The sequence below is a fragment of the Gordonia sp. LMA167 genome (genome assembly GCF_058130025.1).
In genome coordinates, this window is the sequence record NZ_CM176708.1 from 1,004,837 (window position 1) to 1,025,256 (window position 20,420).

21 protein-coding genes are annotated in these 20,420 nt (G+C 67.7%); 12 read left to right on the forward strand and 9 right to left on the reverse strand.

Translation table 11 applies throughout. The features are described 5' to 3' along the window. Positions 1-48 precede the first annotated feature (48 nt). Positions 49-993, forward strand: a complete 945-nt coding sequence (locus ACVT6V_RS04520) for an AurF N-oxygenase family protein (RefSeq protein ID WP_489898619.1) — start codon at positions 49-51, stop codon at positions 991-993. Beyond that, positions 990-1,679: a DUF4873 domain-containing protein gene (locus tag ACVT6V_RS04525; RefSeq protein WP_489898620.1), complete on the forward strand. Its 690-nt coding sequence runs from the start codon at positions 990-992 to the stop codon at positions 1,677-1,679. The genes ACVT6V_RS04520 and ACVT6V_RS04525 overlap by 4 nt, the downstream gene beginning before the upstream one ends. A 23-nt stretch (positions 1,680-1,702) precedes the next feature. Here the strand turns inward: ACVT6V_RS04525 and ACVT6V_RS04530 are convergent, their stop codons facing one another. Then, positions 1,703-2,512, reverse strand: a complete 810-nt coding sequence (locus ACVT6V_RS04530; protein WP_489898621.1) for a CPBP family intramembrane glutamic endopeptidase — start codon at positions 2,510-2,512, stop codon at positions 1,703-1,705. Between the two features lie 34 nt (positions 2,513-2,546). Next, positions 2,547-3,302 carry a DUF2470 domain-containing protein gene (locus tag ACVT6V_RS04535; RefSeq protein WP_489898622.1) on the reverse strand — a complete coding sequence of 252 codons (756 nt, stop codon included), beginning with the start codon at positions 3,300-3,302 and terminating at the stop codon, positions 2,547-2,549. A 153-nt stretch (positions 3,303-3,455) separates the two neighbouring features. Here ACVT6V_RS04535 and pheA point away from each other — a divergent pair, with 153 nt between their 5' ends. Together pheA and ACVT6V_RS04545 are read left to right on the forward strand one after the other, a co-directional pair. Further along, positions 3,456-4,406: a prephenate dehydratase gene (gene pheA / locus ACVT6V_RS04540; RefSeq protein ID WP_489898623.1), complete on the forward strand. Its 951-nt coding sequence runs from the start codon at positions 3,456-3,458 to the stop codon at positions 4,404-4,406. Continuing rightward, complete coding sequence (locus ACVT6V_RS04545; protein ID WP_489898624.1) at positions 4,406-5,068, forward strand: histidine phosphatase family protein; 663 nt, start codon at positions 4,406-4,408, stop codon at positions 5,066-5,068. Before pheA ends, ACVT6V_RS04545 begins: the two co-directional genes overlap by 1 nt. Before the next feature lie 4 nt (positions 5,069-5,072). On the opposite strand, the gene ACVT6V_RS04550 is transcribed toward ACVT6V_RS04545, so the two are convergent. After that, a complete protein-coding gene (locus tag ACVT6V_RS04550) occupies positions 5,073-5,423 on the reverse strand; it encodes a metallopeptidase family protein (protein WP_489898625.1) in 351 nt (116 codons plus the stop codon). A gap of 4 nt (positions 5,424-5,427) precedes the next feature. Further along, on the reverse strand, positions 5,428-6,726 hold the full coding sequence (locus ACVT6V_RS04555) for a septum formation family protein (RefSeq protein ID WP_489898626.1): 1,299 nt from the start codon (positions 6,724-6,726) through the stop codon (positions 5,428-5,430). Between the two features lie 65 nt (positions 6,727-6,791). On the opposite strand from ACVT6V_RS04555, the gene ACVT6V_RS04560 reads away from it, so the two are divergent. Genes ACVT6V_RS04560 through ACVT6V_RS04570 form a run of 3 tightly spaced genes read left to right on the forward strand, consistent with a single transcriptional unit; the run spans position 6,792 to position 9,496 of the window. After that, a complete protein-coding gene (locus ACVT6V_RS04560; protein WP_489898627.1) occupies positions 6,792-7,277 on the forward strand; it encodes an ankyrin repeat domain-containing protein in 486 nt (161 codons plus the stop codon). Positions 7,278-7,287: 10 nt separating this feature from the next. Beyond that, on the forward strand, positions 7,288-8,544 hold the full coding sequence (gene serS, locus ACVT6V_RS04565) for a serine--tRNA ligase (protein ID WP_489898628.1): 1,257 nt from the start codon (positions 7,288-7,290) through the stop codon (positions 8,542-8,544). A 13-nt stretch (positions 8,545-8,557) separates the two neighbouring features. After that, the gene (locus ACVT6V_RS04570) at positions 8,558-9,496 is read left to right on the forward strand and encodes an EamA/RhaT family transporter (protein ID WP_489898629.1); all 939 of its coding nucleotides are present in this window, start codon (positions 8,558-8,560) and stop codon (positions 9,494-9,496) included. A gap of 15 nt (positions 9,497-9,511) precedes the next feature. On the opposite strand, the gene ACVT6V_RS04575 is transcribed toward ACVT6V_RS04570, so the two are convergent. The 3 genes from ACVT6V_RS04575 to ACVT6V_RS04585 form a co-directional block, all read right to left on the reverse strand. Next, positions 9,512-10,030, reverse strand: a complete 519-nt coding sequence (locus ACVT6V_RS04575) for a hypothetical protein (RefSeq protein ID WP_489898630.1) — start codon at positions 10,028-10,030, stop codon at positions 9,512-9,514. Positions 10,031-10,278: 248 nt separating this feature from the next. Beyond that, complete coding sequence (locus ACVT6V_RS04580) at positions 10,279-12,363, reverse strand: MFS transporter (protein WP_489898631.1); 2,085 nt, start codon at positions 12,361-12,363, stop codon at positions 10,279-10,281. A 177-nt stretch (positions 12,364-12,540) separates the two neighbouring features. Further along, the gene (locus tag ACVT6V_RS04585; RefSeq protein WP_489898632.1) at positions 12,541-12,966 is read right to left on the reverse strand and encodes a DUF1801 domain-containing protein; all 426 of its coding nucleotides are present in this window, start codon (positions 12,964-12,966) and stop codon (positions 12,541-12,543) included. A gap of 103 nt (positions 12,967-13,069) precedes the next feature. Here ACVT6V_RS04585 and ACVT6V_RS04590 point away from each other — a divergent pair, with 103 nt between their 5' ends. Beyond that, positions 13,070-13,930, forward strand: a complete 861-nt coding sequence (locus tag ACVT6V_RS04590) for a DMT family transporter (protein ID WP_489898633.1) — start codon at positions 13,070-13,072, stop codon at positions 13,928-13,930. A gap of 12 nt (positions 13,931-13,942) precedes the next feature. Here ACVT6V_RS04590 and ACVT6V_RS04595 read toward each other — a convergent pair whose 3' ends face one another. Both ACVT6V_RS04595 and ACVT6V_RS04600 read right to left on the reverse strand, forming a co-directional pair. Continuing rightward, positions 13,943-14,524, reverse strand: a complete 582-nt coding sequence (locus ACVT6V_RS04595; RefSeq protein ID WP_489898634.1) for a TetR/AcrR family transcriptional regulator — start codon at positions 14,522-14,524, stop codon at positions 13,943-13,945. 99 nt (positions 14,525-14,623) lie between these two features. After that, positions 14,624-16,249: a Rieske 2Fe-2S domain-containing protein gene (locus tag ACVT6V_RS04600; RefSeq protein WP_489898635.1), complete on the reverse strand. Its 1,626-nt coding sequence runs from the start codon at positions 16,247-16,249 to the stop codon at positions 14,624-14,626. Between the two features lie 270 nt (positions 16,250-16,519). Here ACVT6V_RS04600 and ACVT6V_RS04605 point away from each other — a divergent pair, with 270 nt between their 5' ends. Genes ACVT6V_RS04605 through ACVT6V_RS04620 form a run of 4 tightly spaced genes read left to right on the forward strand, consistent with a single transcriptional unit; the run spans position 16,520 to position 20,410 of the window. Then, complete coding sequence (locus ACVT6V_RS04605) at positions 16,520-17,551, forward strand: carbon-nitrogen hydrolase family protein (RefSeq protein ID WP_489898636.1); 1,032 nt, start codon at positions 16,520-16,522, stop codon at positions 17,549-17,551. Beyond that, on the forward strand, positions 17,544-18,623 hold the full coding sequence (locus ACVT6V_RS04610) for a phenylacetaldoxime dehydratase family protein (RefSeq protein ID WP_489898637.1): 1,080 nt from the start codon (positions 17,544-17,546) through the stop codon (positions 18,621-18,623). The genes ACVT6V_RS04605 and ACVT6V_RS04610 overlap by 8 nt, the downstream gene beginning before the upstream one ends. 12 nt (positions 18,624-18,635) lie before the next feature. Further along, a complete protein-coding gene (locus ACVT6V_RS04615; protein WP_489898638.1) occupies positions 18,636-19,610 on the forward strand; it encodes an AraC-like ligand-binding domain-containing protein in 975 nt (324 codons plus the stop codon). A gap of 29 nt (positions 19,611-19,639) precedes the next feature. Beyond that, entirely contained in the window at positions 19,640-20,410 is a 771-nt protein-coding gene (locus ACVT6V_RS04620; protein ID WP_489898639.1) for a lysophospholipid acyltransferase family protein, read from the forward strand. Positions 20,411-20,420 lie beyond the last annotated feature (10 nt).

Genomic DNA, 20,420 nt, shown 5'->3' on the forward strand with positions numbered 1-20,420 from the left:
CTCCTAGTGTCGGAGGTCACAGGGCTTTCCTGAATCAGGAGGTGCGAGATGAGTGTGGCCACGCAGTGGGGCAGGGCCGGCCGGCGCGACGCAGGTGCGGCGAGCAGCGATACCGGCGGGCGGGAGGCGATTGCGCAGCGCCTGATCAACGGGTCGGTGAAGAGGTCGTACGACCCCATCGTCGATCTGGAGTGGGATCGTGACCCCGAGGCGGGCCGCTACTTCCTGCCGCCGAAGGTCCTGACGCTCGTCGGGACAGAGATCTGGGACGGGCTCTCCGAAGAGCAGCGCATCGAGGTGTCGAGGCAGGAGTTGGCCAACATCCTGTCCGTCGGTATCTGGTTCGAGAACCTGCTCAACCGGACGTTGCTGACGCGGTTGATGGCCGCCGACCCGGCGTCGGCCGCCACGCATTACGCCCTGACGGAGATGGGCGACGAATGCCGGCACATGGTGATGTTCGGTCGCGCCATCGAGTGGTCGGGCGCGCGTCCGTTCTCCATGCGGTTGTGGGAACGGACCGCGATGGCGCTGCTCCCGTACGCGCTGCGCGGCAGCCTGTTGTGGGTGGCCGCGCTCGTCGGGGAAGAGATCTTCGACGCGCTGCAGCGCGAGATGCTCGACGACCCCCAGATGCAGCCGCTGGTCGCCCGGTTGATGCAGGTTCATGTCGCCGAGGAAGCACGCCACATCGGGTTCGCTCGCGACGGCATCATGCGCCGTAAGCCGACACGATCCCGTTGGGAGACATTCGTGGCGAGCAACGGTCACGCGATCGCGGGTGCGCTGTTCCGGCGACTGTTCACCAATCCGTCGATGTATCGACGGGCCGGGCTCGACGGTCGCGCCGCCGCCCGGGCGGCTCGGTCCAACCCGCACTTCCACGAGGCCCAGGTGCGCGGATTCGCCTCGCTCGCTGCATTTCTGGAGGAGGCGGGACTGATGAGTCGGCTCTCCCGGATGTGCTGGCGGCGTGGCGGTTTCCTGCCATGACGCCCGACGCGACACGGGTCGCACTCACCGGTCACGGTCCGCTGACGCAGCGACTGCGTGCCCGGATCAGCCGCAGTCCGTTGGCGATCGAGGTCGTCGACGAGGGCCGCCACAGCGGTCTGGCGATACACGAGAAGGTGGCACCCTCCGGCAGCTACCTCGGCGTCGCCACGGCCGACCGTCCGGGGGAGTTGTTCCTCGCCGACGACGCAGCCCTCGGCTACGTCGTCGCGACGATCGAGTATCTCGCGATGTCGGGTGCGCGGTCGGTGGCCATCCGCCGGCCCATCGAGGATGAATGGGTCATGCGCCGCTCCCCGAGGGAACTCCGGCGTCGCCTACGCCGATTCCGCCCCGACGATTACGACTGGCCCGGTGCGCCGTCGATCGATGACGAGGTCTTCGACGGCGAGGCCGTGCTCTCCGGCGACGGGGGAGACGAGATCGTCACGCGCGTGCGAATCGTCGGTCACGTCAACCCACTTGATGGCCGATATCACTGGGCCGGAACCGTTTTCGGTGAGCAGGCGCGACGGTGGAAGGAAGATCGCGTCGTCACGGTCCAGGTCTCGGTGGATGGCGGTGAGCCCGTCGATGCGCGACTGTCGGAGATCACCCCGTCCGGCGCGGTACGGATGGTCGGGGTCGGGGACCCGCCCTATCGGCGGGAGCCGTTGGTGGTCTGATCCGGATCGGACCCGGTGAGTGCTCAGGTCACCCAGCCGAGGTGATCGGCGAAGAGCGCGTATCCGACGAAGGCCACGATGTCGATGACCGCGTGCGCGATGACCAACGGCCAGACACGCGAAGTGATCTGGAAGAACCGGCCGAAGACCAGCCCCATCACGATGTTGCCCACTCCGCCGCCGACGCCCTGGTAGAGGTGATACCCGCCGCGTAACACGGAACTGGCGGCCAGCGAGACGTTCTCGGATGTGCCGAGCTGGCGTAGTCGGGTGATGAAGTAGGCGACGACGATGATCTCCTCGGCCGCCGCGTTGCCGATGGCGATGAGGATGAGGATCGGCCAGCGCCACCACACTCCGTCGACCTCGCTGGGCACGAGATGAGCGTTGGCGCCCAGTGCGCGGGCGATGGCGACCAGCGCGAGGCCCGGCAGTCCGATCAACGCCGCGAGCCCCACGCCGGCCGGAATGTCGCGTCGCGGTGCCCAGCGACCGAGCCCGACGCGCCCGAGGCCGATCCCGCTGCGCCACAGGAGGTAGATGCCGAGGCCGCCGATCGCGAACAGTCGCAGGGCACTCATCAGCTGGCGGGTGAAGTCGATCCAGCCCAGGTCGGACCTCGACGGATTGAGTGCCACGGTGGTGTTCCCGATGCCGCCGGACAACTGTGCCTCGATCAGCGACAGCGCCGCGGAGAGCGCCGAGAATCCGAAGGTGAGTACGCCGACGATCACGAGCTCGATGACGATCGCGCGACGTTCGGTTCGGTCGGTGACGACGGCGACGGCGTTCGAACGAGGCGGGTTCAGCACCGTTCGCAGCGAGGCACGCATGGGGCACAGCGTACTTCGGGCTGGTGGGAGGGTCTCACTCCGGCAGACTGTTGAGAAACGGGCATCCGGCGAGACTGCGCAACGCCATGGACAGTTCGTAGACGTCGGCCACCGGCCTCGGAAACGGGATGCGGACATCGGAGTCGCCTGTGGGCCCCTCGATGCGGAACCGGATTCCGAAGCGGTCCAGTCCGAGCGGCCGGACGCGTCCGTCCCGAAGATCCCGAGGCAGTCGGCGCGTCAGTTGGCCGACGAGGTCGGCGTGGTCGGAGTCGAGATGTGCGATCCAGTCGCCCTCGTACTCCCAGAACGGGTCCGGCGCCGCATCGGCGAGTTCGGTGGCCGACACCGAGGCCGCGCCCGACGACGTGGCGATGACGGCATTGCCGACCTGCAGGCGCAGCATCGAGAAGCCGTGTCCGATGTCGAGGAGACCGTCGTCGGGGTGTTCGGAGGCGATCTCCAGCGCGAGATCGCGCTCGAGGTTGACGGGCACGGCATGTAGATGGCCATTGAGCCAGACCAGCGACCGCACGCGTTCCCGCAGATCGATCGGGGCACAGTCGGTGACCTCGACCATGGCCGGTAGCCCATCGGAGCACTCTCCGGCGAGAAGCATCGCCTCGCCGTCGGACGGGACCAGCACAAACGCCTGGGACTCGAACAGATGGACCACGTTGACCGGGGTGGTCTCGGCACCCTCGACGGCGAGGGTTGCGCCGCTCATCCGGCGGCACGCGGTCTGGATCAATTCGGCGTCCGAAGGACTGTCGGTGACTGCGTGCGTCATCTCGTTTCTCGCTCTCGGCTGTGCAAAACACTGATCGGGTTGTGCAATGAAGGTAACCCTAACCTAAGTGGCATGTCCGAGTGCGTCAATACTTCGAACCGCACCGATCCTGACCCGGACTGTGCGCACCGCGCGCTCGACTAGGATTCTGTCGTGTCTGTGTTCGCCTATTTCGGTCCTTCGGGGACCTTCACCGAGATCGCCCTCGACGAACTGTTGGCGACCCGCCTGCCCGCGCAGAGTGCGCCGCGGCCGGTGGGTGACGTCGAGAAGATCGCGGCCGGCAGTCCGGCCGCGACCATCGCCATGGTGCGCAGCGGCAGGGCGGACTTCGGCTGTGTCCCGATCGAGAGCTCCGTGGAGGGTGCCGTCCCCGCCACTGCCGACGGCCTGGTCCCGCCCGGGCCGGGGACCGCGGGACGCGTGCAGGTGTTCGCGGAGGTGATCCTCGACGTCGCGTTCACGATCGGCGCGCGGACTGCGATGGCGGCGACCGAGGTGCGTACCGTCGCGGCCTATCCGGTGGCGGCGGCGCAGGTACGCGAATCCGTCGAGAAGCTCTATCCCAATGCGCAACTCGTCACCGCGGCGTCCAACGCGGCGGCCGCTGCCGACGTCGCCGAGGGCCGCGCCGACGCCGCGGTGACGACCTCGCTCGCAGCGGAGCTCTCCGGACTCACGGTCCTCGCCGACGGTGTCGCCGACGTCGACGACGCATACACCCGTTTTCTGCTCCTCGGCGCCCCCGGTGCGCCGCCGGCCGCCACCGGCTCGGACCGCACCTCGGTGATCCTCGATCTCCCGAACGTGCCGGGCAGCCTGATGACTGCGATGGATGAATTCGCCTCGCGTGGAATCGATCTCACCCGAATCGAATCGCGGCCCCGCCGCGACGTCCCCGGGTCGTACCGCTTCTACCTCGATGCGGTCGGGCATATCGATGACGACGCCGTGGGGGAGGCCCTGCGTGCGCTGCACCGGCGGTGCGAGCGGGTGGTCTATCTCGGATCGTGGCCGACCCACCGCGGTACGGGTGCGCGTCCGCCGGACACGTCGGAGAGCGTCGAGTGGTTCGCCCGGCTGCGGCGGGGGGAGGTCGACTAGTGGCGCGTCTTCATCTGGTCCGCCACGGTGAGACCACCTCGAATGTGATGCGGCGGCTCGACACGGCACTGCCCGGTGCGGCGCTCACGGATTTCGGTGTGCGCCAGGGTGTTCGATTCGGTCTGGAGAATCCGCCGCGCGGCGAGGTGGCGCTGGTGAGTTCGATGGCCCGTCGCGCCCAGCAGACCGCGGAGCTCATCGGGTCGGTCTGGGATGTGGATCTCGAGGTCGTCGAGGGGATTCACGAGGTGCAGGTCGGCGAGCTCGAGGATCGGTCCGACGACGACGCGCACGGCGTGTTCAAGGACGTCGTCGAGCGGTGGCACAACGGTGATCTGGAGGCACGCATCCCGGGCGGGGAGTCGCTGGCGATGGTCTATGACCGGTATCTGCCGGTGATCGAGGACCTGACCGGCCGTCACCTCGTCGGCGGAAGCGAGCGCGACGTCTACGTGGTGAGCCATGGCGCAGCGATCCGGTTGATCGCGGCCCGGCTGGCCGGCGTCGACCCGTCGTTCGCTGCGGGCACCCACCTGCGCAACACGGGCTCCATCGAACTGGAGTACGTCGACGGACTGTGGCGGCTGCACCGGTGGGGCGCGGTCACCGGCCCGTTCGGCCCGCGCATCGATGAGCCGCTGGTCACCGACCCGATGGGCTGACCCGTCAGCCCCACCCGTTGGCGTGCAGCCAGTCGTCGCTGATCCCGAAGTGGTGTGCGATCTCGTGGATCACGGTCACCGCGACCTCGTGGACGACCTGATCGCGCGTGTGGCACATGGCCAGGATCGGTTCGCGATAGATGGTGATGGTGTCGGGCAGGAAACCGCCGTACTCGTGATCGCGCATCGTCAGTGCCACACCGTGGTAGAGGCCGAGGATCGAGGGCTCCTCGGGGTTGTGGGGCTCCACCAGGATCACCACATTCGACATGTTGTCGGTCAGCTCGGACGGGATGGTGTCGAGCGCGTCGGACACCAGCCCGTCGAAATCCTCGTCGGACATGCGCACGGCCATCACGTCACCCGGCCGGTGCCGGCACCTCTTCCGGATTCGGCTGGACTCCCGGCGGCAGCGGGACCGGGGTGGGCAGCGCACGACCCGGCGGCGCCTGGGGCGGCGGGATGGGCAGCTTGCCGTTGATCAGCAGGGTGGAGCGGGCATCGCCGACGAGCGTGGCGAAGCCGCCACCGTCGGGCAGACCCAGATAGCAGACGACGGTGCGACTGCCCGCCAGCCAACTCGGCTCCGACAGCACCGACCACTGCACGTTCAGTGTGGTGGCGTCCAGCTTGTCCTTGCCGCCGACGAAGCGTGTGGCCTGGACCGGGCAGATCGATCTCAGGTAGTCGTTCTGTGCCTCGACACCGGGCCACGGCTTGCCCGACACCGCGTTGCCGAAGCGTGGGGCGAGCACCACCGTGCCGGTGGTCTGGAACGCATGCGCCTCGGTGCAGTTCACGGTGATACCGGTCGGTTTCTTGGTCGCCGGATCGATCCCGATGCAGGTGCCGGGTGGCCACTGGAACGACTGATCCTGCTCGGCGACCCGCCCGACGAACTGGTCGGCCGTCCCGTCCTTGCCGGTCTGTTGCAGGCCGCAGCGCAACTCGCGGGCGCCCTTGTCCCATTGCACCTGCGACGGGTACATCATCCCGACCGAGAATCGGCCCTGCGGGTCGAGCCGGCCGTCGAGGTAGCCGTCGACGATGACCGGGCACTGCTCGTCGCGGATGGCGGCGAAACGCTCGGTACCGGGCCAGACCGCGCTCTCACCGAACTCCGAGCCCGGCAGCAGCGACGTGTCCAGCGGGCCGGCCACCTCGAAGCGGTGTGTGGCGTCGCACGCGACCTTGGTCGGATTGCCCGGATCGCCGGCCGGCCAGTCGAGGCAGTCGCCGCGCACCGACTGGGTGAAGGCGTTCTCGGCCAGCCGCTCGTTCTCACCGATGTCGGTGCCGCCGACGCTGCCGCTGTCGTTGAAGACACCCATGGCCAGGGCGACCGCCCCGGCGACGATGGCTCCGATGACGACGGCCGACAGCATCAGACGAACCGGGTTGGCCAGGAGCGAACTGCGCCAGCCGCGCTGTCTCGACCCCTCGTCGCCGTGTCCGTCGGCGTCCGTGGGTTCTGCATCCGGTGGGACGGTGTCGTGTGCGGTCGGGTCGCTCTCGGTGCTGTCGCTGCCGGTGCTGTCGCTGCCGGTGCTGTCACTGTCGGTGCCGTCACTGTCGGCACCTGCGCCATCGGTGTCGGCTGGCACGTTCACCCAGTCGTCGTCGGCCCCGGGCGGTGGGGTGTCGTCGTCGGCGTTCATCGGGATCCATCATGCCTGCTGTCGGCCGGGCTGAGTACCTCGCCGGCGGGCGAGAGGTCACTAGGATGGCGGTGGTGACCCCGCAGACCCCCGACGACCGCGCAGGCGCCGACCCGGCCGTACCCGACGACATCGCCGAACTCGCCGGCCGACTCTTCGACATGGCCCGCGCCGGAGACGCGGAGACCCTCGGTGCCTACCTCGATGCCGGGGTGCCGGTCGACCTGCGGAACCAGGCCGGGGACTCGTTGCTGATGCTGGCCGCGTACCACGGTTCGGCACCCACGGTCGCGGTGCTGCTCGCCCACGGTGCCGCCCCCGACGTCGCCAACGACAAAGGCCAGACGCCGCTGGCCGGCGCCGTGTTCAAGGGCCACGACGAGGTGGTCGCGGCCCTGGTGCGGGCCGGCGCCGATCCGTATGCGGGGGCCCCGACCGCGCACGCCGCCGCCCAGATGTTCGGGCGCGCCGACTACGTGCGGTTCTGGCAGCCCGACGGCGAGCCGGCCGGCGACGAGCGGGTCGAACCCGGGCCTGAGCGCCTCCAGTAGGGTTTCAGACGTGATCGACCTCAAGATTCTTCGTGAGAACCCCGACCTCGTGCGCCAGTCGCAGCGAACCCGAGGTGAGGATCCCGGCCTGGTCGACGCGCTGCTCGACGCCGACGCGGCACGCCGCGCAGCCATCGTCGACGCCGACGCGTTGCGGTCCGAGCAGAAGGCGCTCGGCAAGCAGGTCGGCAAAGCGCAGGGCGACGAGAAGACGGCATTGCTGGCCAAGGGCAAGGAACTCGCCGAGCAGGTGAAGGCCGCCGTCGCACGCCAGCACGACGCCGACGCCGCGGCCGCCGAGGCACACCGCGCGATCTCCAATGTCGTCGCCGAGGGCGCGCCGGCGGGCGGTGAGGACGACTACATCGTTCTCGAGCACGTCGGTGAGCCGCGTGAGATCGAGAACCCCAAAGACCATCTGGAGCTCGGCGAGGCGCTCGGCCTGATCGACATGGAACGCGGCGCCAAGGTCTCCGGCTCGCGGTTCTACTTCCTCACCGGTCAGGGGGCCCTGCTGCAGCTGGGGTTGCTCAACATGGCCGCGCAGAAGGCCGTCGCCAACGGCTTCACGCTGATGGTCCCGCCCGTGCTGGTCCGGCCGGAGATCATGGCCGGGACCGGCTTCCTGGGCGCGCACTCCGACGAGATCTATCACCTGGCCGACGACGACCTGTACCTTGTCGGGACGTCCGAGGTGCCACTGGCCGGCTATCACTCCGACGAGATCCTCGATCTGTCCGCCGGACCCAAGCGCTACGCGGGTTGGTCGAGCTGCTTCCGGCGTGAGGCCGGCAGCTACGGCAAGGACACCCGCGGCATCATCCGCGTCCATCAGTTCGACAAGGTCGAGGGTTTCATCTACTGCAAACCCGAGGACGCCGAGACCGAGCACCAGAAGCTTCTCGCCTGGGAGAAGGAGATGCTCGCCGCGATCGACGTGCCCTACCGGGTGATCGATGTCGCCGGAGGCGATCTCGGATCGTCGGCGTCGCGCAAGTTCGACTGCGAGGCCTGGGTGCCCACGCAGAACACCTACCGTGAGCTGACGTCGACATCCAACTGCACCACGTTCCAGGCGCGCCGACTTGCCATCCGCTATCGGGACGAGAACGGCAAACCGCAGGTCGCGGCGACGCTCAACGGCACACTGGCGACCACGCGCTGGCTGGTCGCGATCCTCGAGAACCATCAGCAACCGGACGGCTCGGTCCTACTCCCACCGGAGCTCGCCCGGTACGTCGGCACCGAACGCCTCACCCCGCAGTGAGCCGGCGCCGGCCATGACCGCGGGGATCATCGTCGCGGTGATCGGGTCCTTCTCGTTCGCCGCCGCGGCGGTATTGCAGGCGTTGGGCGCCGATCAGGTGGCCCAGCGCGCAGCCGTCCGTGAGGAACGCCGGCTGTCGTCGAAGGCGCATCCTTCACTGCGGTCGACCCTCGCGACGATGCTCACGGTCCCGTTCCTCATCGGATTCGTCTTCGACATCGTGGGATTCGTGTCGACGATCCTCTCGGCGCGCCTGATCCCGCTGTTCCTCTCGCAGACCATCATCTCGGCGCGACTGGTCGCGACCGCGTTGCTGGCGATGGTGGTCCTCAAGGTCTCACTCACGATGCGCGACTGGATCGCGGGTTCGGTGGTGGTGGGGTCGCTTGTGCTGCTCGCCGTTTCGGCCGGGCGCGAGGGCACGGAGAACGAGCGGTGGATGCACTGGGCCGTGCTGGTCGCCGGACCGATCCTCTTCGGGCTCGGCCTGCTGTGTATGCGCATGCTGCACAAGCACATCGCCGCCGCCACCGGATTGATGGCCGGCGCGGTGTTCGGCTGCATGGCGATCGCGTCCCGGATCGTCGACGGTCTCGGGCCGTTCGACGTCGGTGCGCTGTTCACCGACCCGGCCCTGTATGCGTTGTTGTTCAGCGGAATCGGCGGCTTCTACCTGTTCACGGTGGCGCTGCAGACCGGATCGGTCAACGGTGCGGCCGCGGCCCTCGTGGTGGGCCAGACCGTCCTGCCCGGAGCCGTCGGCATTCTCGTGCTGGGCGATCTCACCCGCGCCGGGTGGGGTCCGGTCGCGCTGATCGCGTTCGTCGCGGCGGTCGCCGGCGGAGTCGTGATGGCGTCCTCCGGTGCGGTCACCGCGGTGGAATCGGCCGACGCCGTCAATCTTCCGGCCGGCTACGGGCATCCGCCGAGGGAGATCGCTCCGCCGCGGTGAACCGGTCGCCCCGGATCAGGGCTGTGCAGGTGTGGTCGTGATGTCACCCGAGAAGGCGAACGGGGTGGCCGTCGGCGAGCATCCCTGGAAGCTGCTCGTCATCATCGGTCCATTGACACCCACCATGTCGCTCTTGCCGTTCATGCCCTTGCGGACGGTGATCTGGACGGCCGCGACATCCTTGAACTGGGCGGGCAGGCCGAGCGGCTTGATGTCGCTGATCGGATACACCAGTGAGGCGGTGTCACCCTTGACGTAGATGCAGGTGATCGGCCCGGAGACCTCGATCGGTGTCGGATCGCTGCCGTTGAGCACGGTGGCCTTGTAGTCACCCGAGGTCTGGCCGTTGCCGGTCCGATTGCCGGTGGCGTCGATACGCAACAGGTGCAGCGTCGGCGTCAGTTCCAGGTCGCCCTTGATGCTGAGCGAGGCGGGTTCGGCCGCGGGTGCGGTGGCTGCCGACAGCGTTGTTCCGGCGACGGCAAGGCCCGAGGCGGCGAGCAGGGTGGCGGTGAATCGAGCTGATCTCTTCATGTCATGCCTCCTTGTTGTGTTCCCGACCGTGTGGTGTTCCCGACCTTCTTCCGAGTCCCGACCTGGCGCGGTTTCCCCAGGGTCCCGCTCTCTCCACCGTAGGCGCTGAAACCGACGTCGACGGGTCCCCGGGCCGAGCGGATGCCGCCCACCCGGCTGATCGTCCGGTGTCCGCGCAGGTGAGGCGCGGTGTGTCGGACCTGAAAAGACGCTGAAGATCGGAGCCTGGACGGAGAGTCGCGGCGCGCCTATGCGTCTGTTCGCTGCGTGGCGACCGACGATGTGGCGAATGTCGTTCGGTGGCCGACAGTTTCGGTCATTTGCGACATATCGGCCAGGGTGGCCGTGTTGTCGACGTCACCGCAGGCCACCGCCGGCACGAGGAGCACCGGGATGTCGGAGTGTGCCGCCACGGCTGCTGAGACGCTGCCCTGGAGGTGCCCGATGAAACCACTGCGACGATGTGGCCCGATCACGATGGCATGCGCACCCGCATCACGGGCGGCACGCACGATGCCCTGCCATATCGGTGCGGACTCGACGGTGACACCGCGCGCCCGGAAGCCGGCCTGCTCGGCCAGACGCGCACCCCGGGCGGCGGTCCGCTCGGCGACCTGAGCGACCTGGTGGGCGTCGTTGGCATCGAACGGTTCGCCGACGTCGGGGGTGAAGCCGACGTCGGCGGGTTGCCAGACACAGACGACCACGGCGTCGCGCCCGGGCGCGACCAGATCGGCGGTCGCGGTGATCGCCGACTTCGCGAGGTCGCTGCCGTCGTAGGCGAACACGATCGGTCCTGCCGACCCGAGATCGCGAACAGTGTCTGCCGTCGCGGCCACGGCGCGGTCGGTCCTCGGCGCGACCACGTGGGGTTCGGATGCACTCGTCCCGCGCAGTCGTGCCAGCAAGGGCGGTGAATACCAGGCCGGTGCGTCGCCGTCGAGGAATCGATCGAGGTCAGGGGTCTGGGGCCGGGCACCGCTGAACGCGTAGATCGCGAAACCGAACACCGCACCGGCGATGGCGAGTCCGAATCCGATCCAGAGGGCGTAACCGGTCCCGACGGCGGGATCCGGGGCCGCCGTCAATGCGATATGGGCCAGGATGGGCGCCACCAGGAACGCGGCCACGGCGCGCAGGAGCTCGATGATCGCGAACACCCGCTGCAGGCTGTTGGATTGCAGGGAGAAGCCGGTCACGAACAGCGCAGGAGCCACCGTCGCACCGAGCGCGAGGCCGGTCAGCAACGCACCGAGCAGGACCAGTGGCTGGTTGCCGGGAAGGGCGAGCTGGAAGACCAGGATGCCGGCCGCCAGCAGCACCATGCCCACCAGTGGGAGGTAGTGCATCGCGCGCCGGGTGATGACGATCCCGAAGACCACCGCCATCACGATCGCGCCACCGAGTTCCGGCAGGTACAGCAAGCCGACCCGGAACGCGCTCAGGTCCTGCATCAATGCGTTGGCGGTCAGGGCGGTGGCGGCGACCGACGCCGCGGCCGCGAACAATGCCAGACCCACGCCGGCCACCGGGATGGAGCTGGTCAGCACCGCCCGCACGGTGAGCAGCGGTCGACGGGCGCGGAACTGGTACACGATCAGCCCGACGATCAGAGCCAGGCCGAGCAGCATGGGGACGAACACCGCGACATCGGTGAGTGCGTGACTCGTCAGTTGCGACGCACCGACGAACGCGAGTACGCATCCGGCGGCGGCCAGGCCGATGGCACGGAGATCGCGCGGCGCGCTCGGGTCGGCCGGCGGAGCGTCGTCGAAGGTCAGCACCGCCATGACGAGAGCGAGGAGCGCGACTCCCGCGATGATCCAGAACAGCGGTCGCCATTCATTTCCCGCCGACTGGACACCGCCGATGAACGGGCCGATCGCGACCGCCCCGAAGACACACATGTTCATGATCATCGCCGTGTGCCGCAACTGCTTCTTCGGGAAGCCGATCGTCAGCGACGGCGCCGCGGCGATGAGCAGCATGCTCGTCGCGAGACCGAGGAAGATCAGGCCGACGGTGAGCATCGCGCCGTTGACGGCGCCGGCCGACAGTACGGCGCCCACCACCAGCACCACCGCGTAGACAAGGAGCATGCGTCGCTGTGGGAGGTGTTGGGCCAGTTGCACCGCCAGGACGGTCCCGGCCGCATAGGCCGCATTGCCGAGACCGGTGGCGAGGCTCATCGCCTGTGCGGACATGTCGAGTTGTCCGGTGATCGTCGGGATCAGGGGCTCGATCGCCGCCGACAGTGCCAGGTACGGGATGAGCGCGAAGGTGACCATGATGGCCACGGCCGGATAGCGCCCGGCGAGGGGACCCTGGCGCATCAGAGGTCCCCACCCTCGTCGCGTGACCGTGGCTTCTCGCATGGAACGACCGCTGATCGAGGGGGACAAGTCATGTTCACCGGCAACCGGTTCCCGAGGGCCGTTGTTCCCGACCCGCCGATTTGTGGTGTGCGTCTCAGATCACCGCGGTGGTGGCCGAGGCGGGCAAAACGGAAGTCAATCGGTGATCGTGAACTCCACGCCGTCGATGGTGTTCTCGAGGATCCGTCGATAGGAGTGGCTGAGCAGGGCGAGGAGAACCGTCCTGTCGGTGGCGTCGACGTCGGCGAGGTAGAGGCATGCCCGCCCGGTGTCGTGGGGCCCGAGTGCGGCCAGTTGGTCGGCGTGCGCGTCGAAGCCGTCGAGCAGGTAGACGGTGGTCGCCTTCTTCCGCGCCGCGAACCCGATGATGGGCGAGTCCCCCTCGGTTCCGGTGGGGTAGCGGTAATGGCACGAACCGAAGCCGACGATCGATCCCCACAGCTGTGGTTCGTGGCCGGTGACGTCGCGGAGGAGCGCCGTCATTGTCTCCGCGTCCCGGCGGCGCTTGGCCGGGGTCACCGAGGCGAGAAAGTCGGCAGGGTCACCACCCGTCGGTTTCATGACTTTCTCCTGGCCAGCTTCACTAGGTGTCGGTCTGACGCTATCGCAGATGGCGTGGCGCCATTGCGGAGTAGCGGTGTCCGCCGCAGGTGATACTGATCCGATGATCATCGGCATCCTCGCGGCCGTGCTCGCTGCGCTGGCCTACGGCACCGCATCGGTGTTGCAGGCGTACGGGGCGAACAGTGTCGCCGAGCCGGAGACGCATCCCGGTGGGCCGGAGTCGCCACCGACCATGCAATCGACCCTGGCCGCAGTGGTCACGGTCTGGTTCCTGACGGGTATGGCCCTCGACCTCCTCGGGTTCGTGGGCAATCTCGTGGCCGCACGCGAGCTGCCCCTGTTCCTGGCGCAACCGATCGTGTCCGCGAACCTCGTGGTGACGGCCGTGCTGGCCGCCGTGTTCCTGCGCATCCGCCTCCGCGCGCGCGACCGCGTCGCCGTCGCGGTGGTGGTGATCGCCCTGACCGTGCTGGGACTCGTCTCCGCCGACGAAGGGCATGGCCACGACGGCGCTTGGCTGCACTGGACGGTCCTGCTGGTGGGCGTGGTGTTGCTCGCCGGCGGACTCGCACTGATCAGGTGGGTGGGAGCTCGGATCGCGGTCGTCGCCGGACTGCTCGGCGGTGTGTTGTTCGGCGTGATGGCGGTTGCGGTGCGGATCGTCCATGGCCTCGACCCGTTCTCGGTGTCGGATCTGCTCGGCGACCCGGCCGCCTACGCCGTGGCGATCTGCGCCGCCGGTGGCTTCTACCTCTTCACCGTCGCGTTGCAGACCGGTTCGGTGAACGGGGCGGCCGCCGCATTGGTCGTCGGGGAGACGGTGGTGCCGGGCGCCGTGGGCATCGCGTTGTTGGGTGATACCACGCGGGCCGGGTGGCAGCCCGTCGCGGTGATCGCGTTCATCGCGGCGGTCGTCGGCGCCGTCGTGGTGGCGTCGTCGCCGGCGGTGCCGCAGGGCTGACGGGCGTCCGGTTCACCCGGCAGGCGGGGGTGCCTGTCGCGCGGCCAGCGCCACCAGGATGGTGACGAGCATGTCGACGACGGTGTCGCGGTCGGGACGGCGCTGGCTGCTCGCCCAGAGGTGGCCCGCCTCGGTCAGCGCGCCGATGAACGCGGCGGCCTCGTAGGCGAATCCGTAGTCGGACCCGTTGCCGTCGAGACCCACGAACTCTTCCGCCGCCGTCGCGAAGAACTCGGTCCACCCCTCGCGGGTCTGCATGCGGTGGGATTCCACGCGTGCGCTCACACCCCCGACCTCCACGAACGCGATGCGCATGCGCCGGGGATCGGTCGCCACCGAATCGAAGAACGCGGCGACGGCCGGTCGCGTGCGATCCCCGATCGAGCGTTCCGGATCGTCGGCGGCGGTGAAGGCAGCGATGACGGCGCGGCGGGCCTCGGCGTGGATCATGTCGTAGACCGCGAGCAGCAGGTCTTCCCGGCTGTCGAACAGTTCGTAGAACTGGCGTCGCGACAGGCCCGCGGCCGCGCAGATCGCCGAGACGGTGCCGCGGACATACCCCTGGGTCCCGAACACGTCCAGTGCCGCGGCCATGAACCGATCCCGACGGTCGGTCTGCCGTTCGGTCACTGAACGGCCCCGATAAGAGCGTTGCGCCACTGGATGACTCGTTGTCTTGTTCTTCTTCGGCGGTCAGGGTCCGAGTCGCTCGGCCCGTAGTTCGTGTCCCTTGGACGTCAGGCACCGCCCGGTGGGCAGATCCCACTGCCAGCCGTGCAGATTGCACGTGAGTTTCTCACCCTCGATAACACCGAATTTAGACAAGTCCGCCTTCAGATGCGGGCAACGTCGCTGAAGTTCCCAGCCGTCCTTCTCGATCGATGCCGAATCGTCATGTGCCTCGGCGAACCAGCCGTCGGCGTAGGCGATCCGCTCGTCGGTGAGGCACTTGAAGAAGGTGTAGAGGTACTCGTTGTAGCCGCCGATGCGCCATGTGCTGAACCGGGTGGACAAGAAGATGGTGTTCACCCAGTCGGGTTCGTCGTCGCGCAGCACCGTCCGCACCAACTCCGGCGCGATCCGGAACCCGTAGCGGTACTTGCCCTCTCCTTCCTTCGGCTCACGAACGATCCGGTTGGGGAAGTCGAGGACGACGGTCTCGGCGCCGGTCGCAGCCGGCCCGCTCCCGGCGCTCAGCACGAGTCCGACCGGGTAGCCGATGCCGTCGCAGATGAGGTCCGACTGGGCCATGATCGGCTCGAAGAGTTCCTTCAGCGCGGGCAGCAGCGGATCACCGTCGGCCGACGCCCAGGTGGCCTTCTCGGCGGCGATGACCGGCGCGAACTTCTCCTTCATCTTCTCCAGGTAGGCCTGCTTGTTCTCGCCGAAGACCTCGCCGGGCGGATACGGGTGGGAGATCTCGTTCAGCGTGGACCCGGTGAAGTCGGCGACAGAGCCGGAGATCATCATCAGCCCGCGATGCTTCTCGCCGTCGTCGGTGCCGTGGATGCGCATCTGCTCCAGGAACGTCTCCTGGTCGGGGAAGATCGATGTGACGTCGCCGGGACGTGCGCTCTCGCCGTCGGCGACACCGGAACCGAAATCGTTGAGGGCGAACAGATCGTCGTCGAGGAACATCGGCGGCCCCGCCGACGGCACCACCCAGCTCGCACCGACCTGCTCGATGTAGGAGCGTGCCCGGTCCATGCCACGCTGGCGCTTCTGCGCCGCGAAGTTCGCCTTCGACTTGCGTGGGATGTCGTAGACCATCGGGTACCAGATGGCGCCCGAATACTGCAGCAGATGGACGTCGACGGTCCCGAACGCGTCCCCGATCACGTCCAGGTCGATCGGGCGGGCGTCGTTCATGTTGAAGCATGTGGTCTCACCGTCGGAGACGACGAGACCGCTGTCGCCGATCGGGCCGTCGGCCGGTGCGCGCAGCGCGATGATCATCACCTCGAGCGAACCCTTGTCGCCCGTGACGGTGGTCTTCACCGAGTCGGTGGTCTCGACGAAGGTGTGGAAGCCGAGGGCCTCGAGTTCGCGCTTGAGATCCGGCACCGGGTAGTCCGGCAACAGGACCGTGGCGTCCTTGTTGATGTTCTCGCGCAGATTGCGCTCGTCGAAGTGATCGCGGTGCAGGTGCGAGACGTAGAGGTAATCGCAGTCGCCGAGCGTCTTCCAGTCCAGCTCCGAGTTGTCGGGGAACGGCACCCACGACGCGAAATAGGCGGGATTGACCCACGGATCGCACAGGATCGAACCGGCGTTGGTCTGGATGTGGAAACCGGCGTGTCCGACGCTTGTGATCTGCAACTTCTCGCCTCCTGAACGCTCGGACCGGGTCAGGTGGTGGTCCGAGACAAATCGCCCCACCACACTAGCGCCGGTGGCAGGCGAACCGAGAATCAGGCGGGCGGGGGACCGTCCGCGGATATCGGTTGAATTACCGCGGGTTACCTGCGTGTTTCCGACGTCGCCGCTGCGACTGTCGGTCAAGATTTGCGACACACGCAGACAAATCGGGGCCGAATTCTCGGGCTAGTTTCGGTGTCGCAGCCGATCAGGCCATCGAAAGGAAATCCCATGTCTCTCGGTCATCCCGCCTACCGCGTCGGCGCGGTCCAGGCCTCACCCGTATTCCTCGACCTCGACGCCACCATCGACAAATCCATCGGATTGATCGAGCAGGCCGCAGCCGGTGGTGCCCGATTGGTCGCGTTCCCGGAGACGTTCCTCCCCGGCTATCCGTGGCAGATCTGGCTGGATGCGCCGGCCTGGAGCCTTCAGTTCACCCAGCGGTACTTCGACAACTCCCTGGAGTACGGCAGCGCCGAGGCGCAGCGTCTGGCCGACGCGGCGCGCGACAACGACATCACCGTGGTGATGGGTTTGAGTGAACGGCGAGATGCCAGTCTGTACATCGCCCAATGGATCATCGGAGCTGACGGGCAGACCGTCGCCACCCGTCGCAAGCTCAAGCCGACCCACGTCGAGAGGACGGTGTTCGGCGAAGGAGACGGGTCGGACCTGAGCGTTTACGAGACCGACCTCGGACGACTCGGTGCCCTGTGCTGTTGGGAACACCTCCAGCCGTTGTCCAAATATGCGATGTACGCGCAGAACGAGCAGGTGCATGTCGGCGCCTGGCCGAGTTTCTCGCTGTACGAAGGTGCCGCATACGCACTCGGTGCCGAGGTCAACACGTCCGCGAGCCGGATCTATGCCGTGGAGGGCGGGTGCTTTGTGGTCGCACCGTGTGCAACGGTCTCCGACGAGATGATCGACCTGTTGTGCACCGACGAGGCCAAGCGGGCGATGTTGACCGCCGGCGGCGGGCACGCACGGATCTTCGCACCGGATGGCCAGTCGATCGCCGAACCGCTTGCCGCCGATGCCGAGGGAGTCCTGTTCGCCGACATCGACCTCGGCATGATCTCGCTCGCGAAGGCCGCGGCCGACCCTGCCGGGCACTACTCGCGTCCCGATGTGACCAGGTTGTGGCTCGACAAGACTCCCGGTGACCGTGTGCTGACCGCCGGTGTCGCGGTGCCGGAGCGTCGGGGGAGCGGACTGGTCGACGTGATGCCGGAACTGCAGGCGGTCGAAAGTGCCTGATCCGCGACTCGACAGTGCGATACCCGCGCACCTGCGGCGGAGCCGGACGTGCCCGGTACACCAGCCCGCCGGATTCGCGCCGCCCTATCCGTCGTATTCGGCCAGGTTCGCGCCCGAGCTCGGTCAGATGGTGATGGCGGTGCTCGGTGTCCAGTACCGAGGTGCACGTCCGCCATCGGTCATCGCCGCCGTCGAGACCCTCGACTCGCTCGTGTCCGGGCCGGATGGCCCCGGACACATCGACCGCGCGACACGTACCGACCCCGAGGGCCATATCGAGGAGATCGTGATCGCGTACTGGTCCGAGCCCCGTGTTCACGATCGGTGGATGTGCGCCGGCGGCGACGATTGGGTCCGGCTGGAACGGTCGTCGGATGCCGGGTTCTTCCTGGAGGTCATACGACCCCCGAGCGATCGCTTCGAGACACTCTTCTCGTCGACGGCGCGGAGAGACGGCGTCGCCCACCTCGCCCTCGGGCTCAGTGACGAGATCGCCGATCACGGGTATTGGGGCGGGATGCGTGACCGCATCCCGGCTGCCCAGACAGACCAGCTGGAAAGCTCGAGCGTCGACCTCCGGGTGCACGAGGTCGACGGTGTCCGACACGTCGCGGGTCTCGACAATCTCTGCCTCATCCGATCCGGGCAGGACTGGACCGACACCGATGCCGGCGAGCGGGCGATGTACCTCGAGGACGTCGAACCGTCGCTACGTGCCGGCATGGACTTCCTCGCCGGCCGCGGCGGTCGTGAGGTCGGTTGCCTGACAAACCGGTACATGACCGTTCTGGACGAATCGGGTGGTCCGACGGAGAAGACGTTCGGGTTGAGCATGTGGCGCGGGCTCGACGACCTGGAGCGCTGGGCCCGGTCACATCCGACCCATCAACGGATCTTCGCCGCCGCACTGTCCCATCTCGGTCGGCTGGGGCCGGATGCGCGGCTGCGTCTCAATCACGAGGTGGCAGTGGTGGCCGCCGCGGATCAACGTTTCGAATACCGGAACTGCCACCCCCGATCCGGGTTGCTGGCCGGCGTGGGCGGCGGGATACTGGCACGATCCGTCGAGTGATCGAGGCACGTGATGATTGCGAACAGCACACCCGCGTCCCGACCGAGCGCGGTGCGCACCGACGATGTCGACGTCGCCGATCGCCTCGACTTCTGGACCGACGCGATCAGTCAGACGTACGTGTCGCTGGACTGCACGGCGCCCGACGGCGGTCGGTCGCTGCAGGGCCAGATCGACTCGCACTCGCTGGCCCAACTCGGCGTCTCGCACGTGCGCGGGACACCCCAGCACGTCATCCGGACACCACGGGGGATTTCGCGGGCGGCCGACGATTTCTTCCTCGTCAGCGTGCAGCTCAGGGGTTGCGGGCTGATCGTCCAAGATGACCGTGCCGCGACACTGAACCCCGGTGACTTCGCGCTCTACGACACCACCCGGCCCTATCAGCTGCTGTTCGATGACCAGTTCGCCCAGTTCGTGCTGATGCTGCCGGGAGCGTCGTTGCGCACCGTCGTCGACGACGCCGCCGATCTGACCGCACGGACCGTGAGCGGCCGACGCGGTGCGGGGCGCCTGCTGGTCGACATGATCGACACGATCATGACCGACGAGGAACTGGGCCCGACCTCGGCGGAGGCCGTTGCGCGGAGCGTCGAGTACCTGTTGATCGCCGGGCTCACCGACCTCGCCGGGCGAGACGACGACGGTGGGTTCGGGAGCACCGAGCGGCTCGAGCGGATCAAGAAGGCGATCATGTTCCGGCTGCATGACCCGGATCTGTCGGTGGCGTCTCTGGCAGAGCAGCTCCACATGTCGGTGTCGTCGATCCATCGCGCGTTCGCCGGTGAGGCCCACACCCCCGCCGAATGGATGTGGGCGCAGCGCCTCGACGGCGTCCGCAGGGATCTCGAGGATTCTCGATACGCCCACCAGACGATCGGCTATCTGGCGTCGCGGTGGGGATTCGTGGACTCGGCCCACTTCAGCCGCGCGTTCAAGAATCGTTTCGGTTCCACGCCCAGTCATTGTCGCAACGGCCGCCGATGACAGCCTTCCCCGCTCGCTAAGCTCGACGCATGGAACCCGTCTACGACACTGTGATCACCACCGCACGCCTGTTGTGGCTGGCCGAAGGACTGAAATTCAAGGTGTCGGGTGTGAAGAACGTGCCCAAGGACGGTGCGGGTGTGATCGCCATCAATCACACCGGCTACCTGGACTTCACCTATGCGGGCATCCCCGCGTTCCTGCAGGGGCGGCGCAAGGTGCGCTTCATGGCCAAGAAGGAGGTCTTCGACAACAAGATCACCGGACCGATCATGCGGTCGCTCAAGCACATCCCGGTGGACCGGGGTGCCGGCGCGGAGAGCTACCGGGCCGCGGTCGACTACCTCAAGCGGGGCGAACTCGTAGGCGTGTACCCGGAGGCGACGATCAGTCGTAGTTTCGAGCTGAAGGCGTTCAAGTCCGGTGCGGCGCGGATGGCACTCGAATCCGGTGCTCCGATCATCCCGACGGTGATCTGGGGAGCACAGCGGGTGTGGACCAAGGGGCATCCCAAGAATCTCGGCCGCAGCAACGTCACGATCATGATCGGAGTCGCCGAACCGATCCAGCCGGTGGGCGATCCCGACGCGATCACCGCACAGCTGCACGAGACGATGAACGCGAAACTCCTCGAGTTGCAGGACGCCTACGGGGAGCATCCGAAGGGCGAATACTGGGTGCCCGCGCGGCTGGGCGGCTCGGCCCCCACGCTGGAGGAAGCCAACCGGATGGATGCCGAGGAGCAGGCGGAGCGCGCGGCCAAGCGGGCGCAGCGGGAAGCCCAGGAGGGGAATTCCTGAGCCGGCGGGC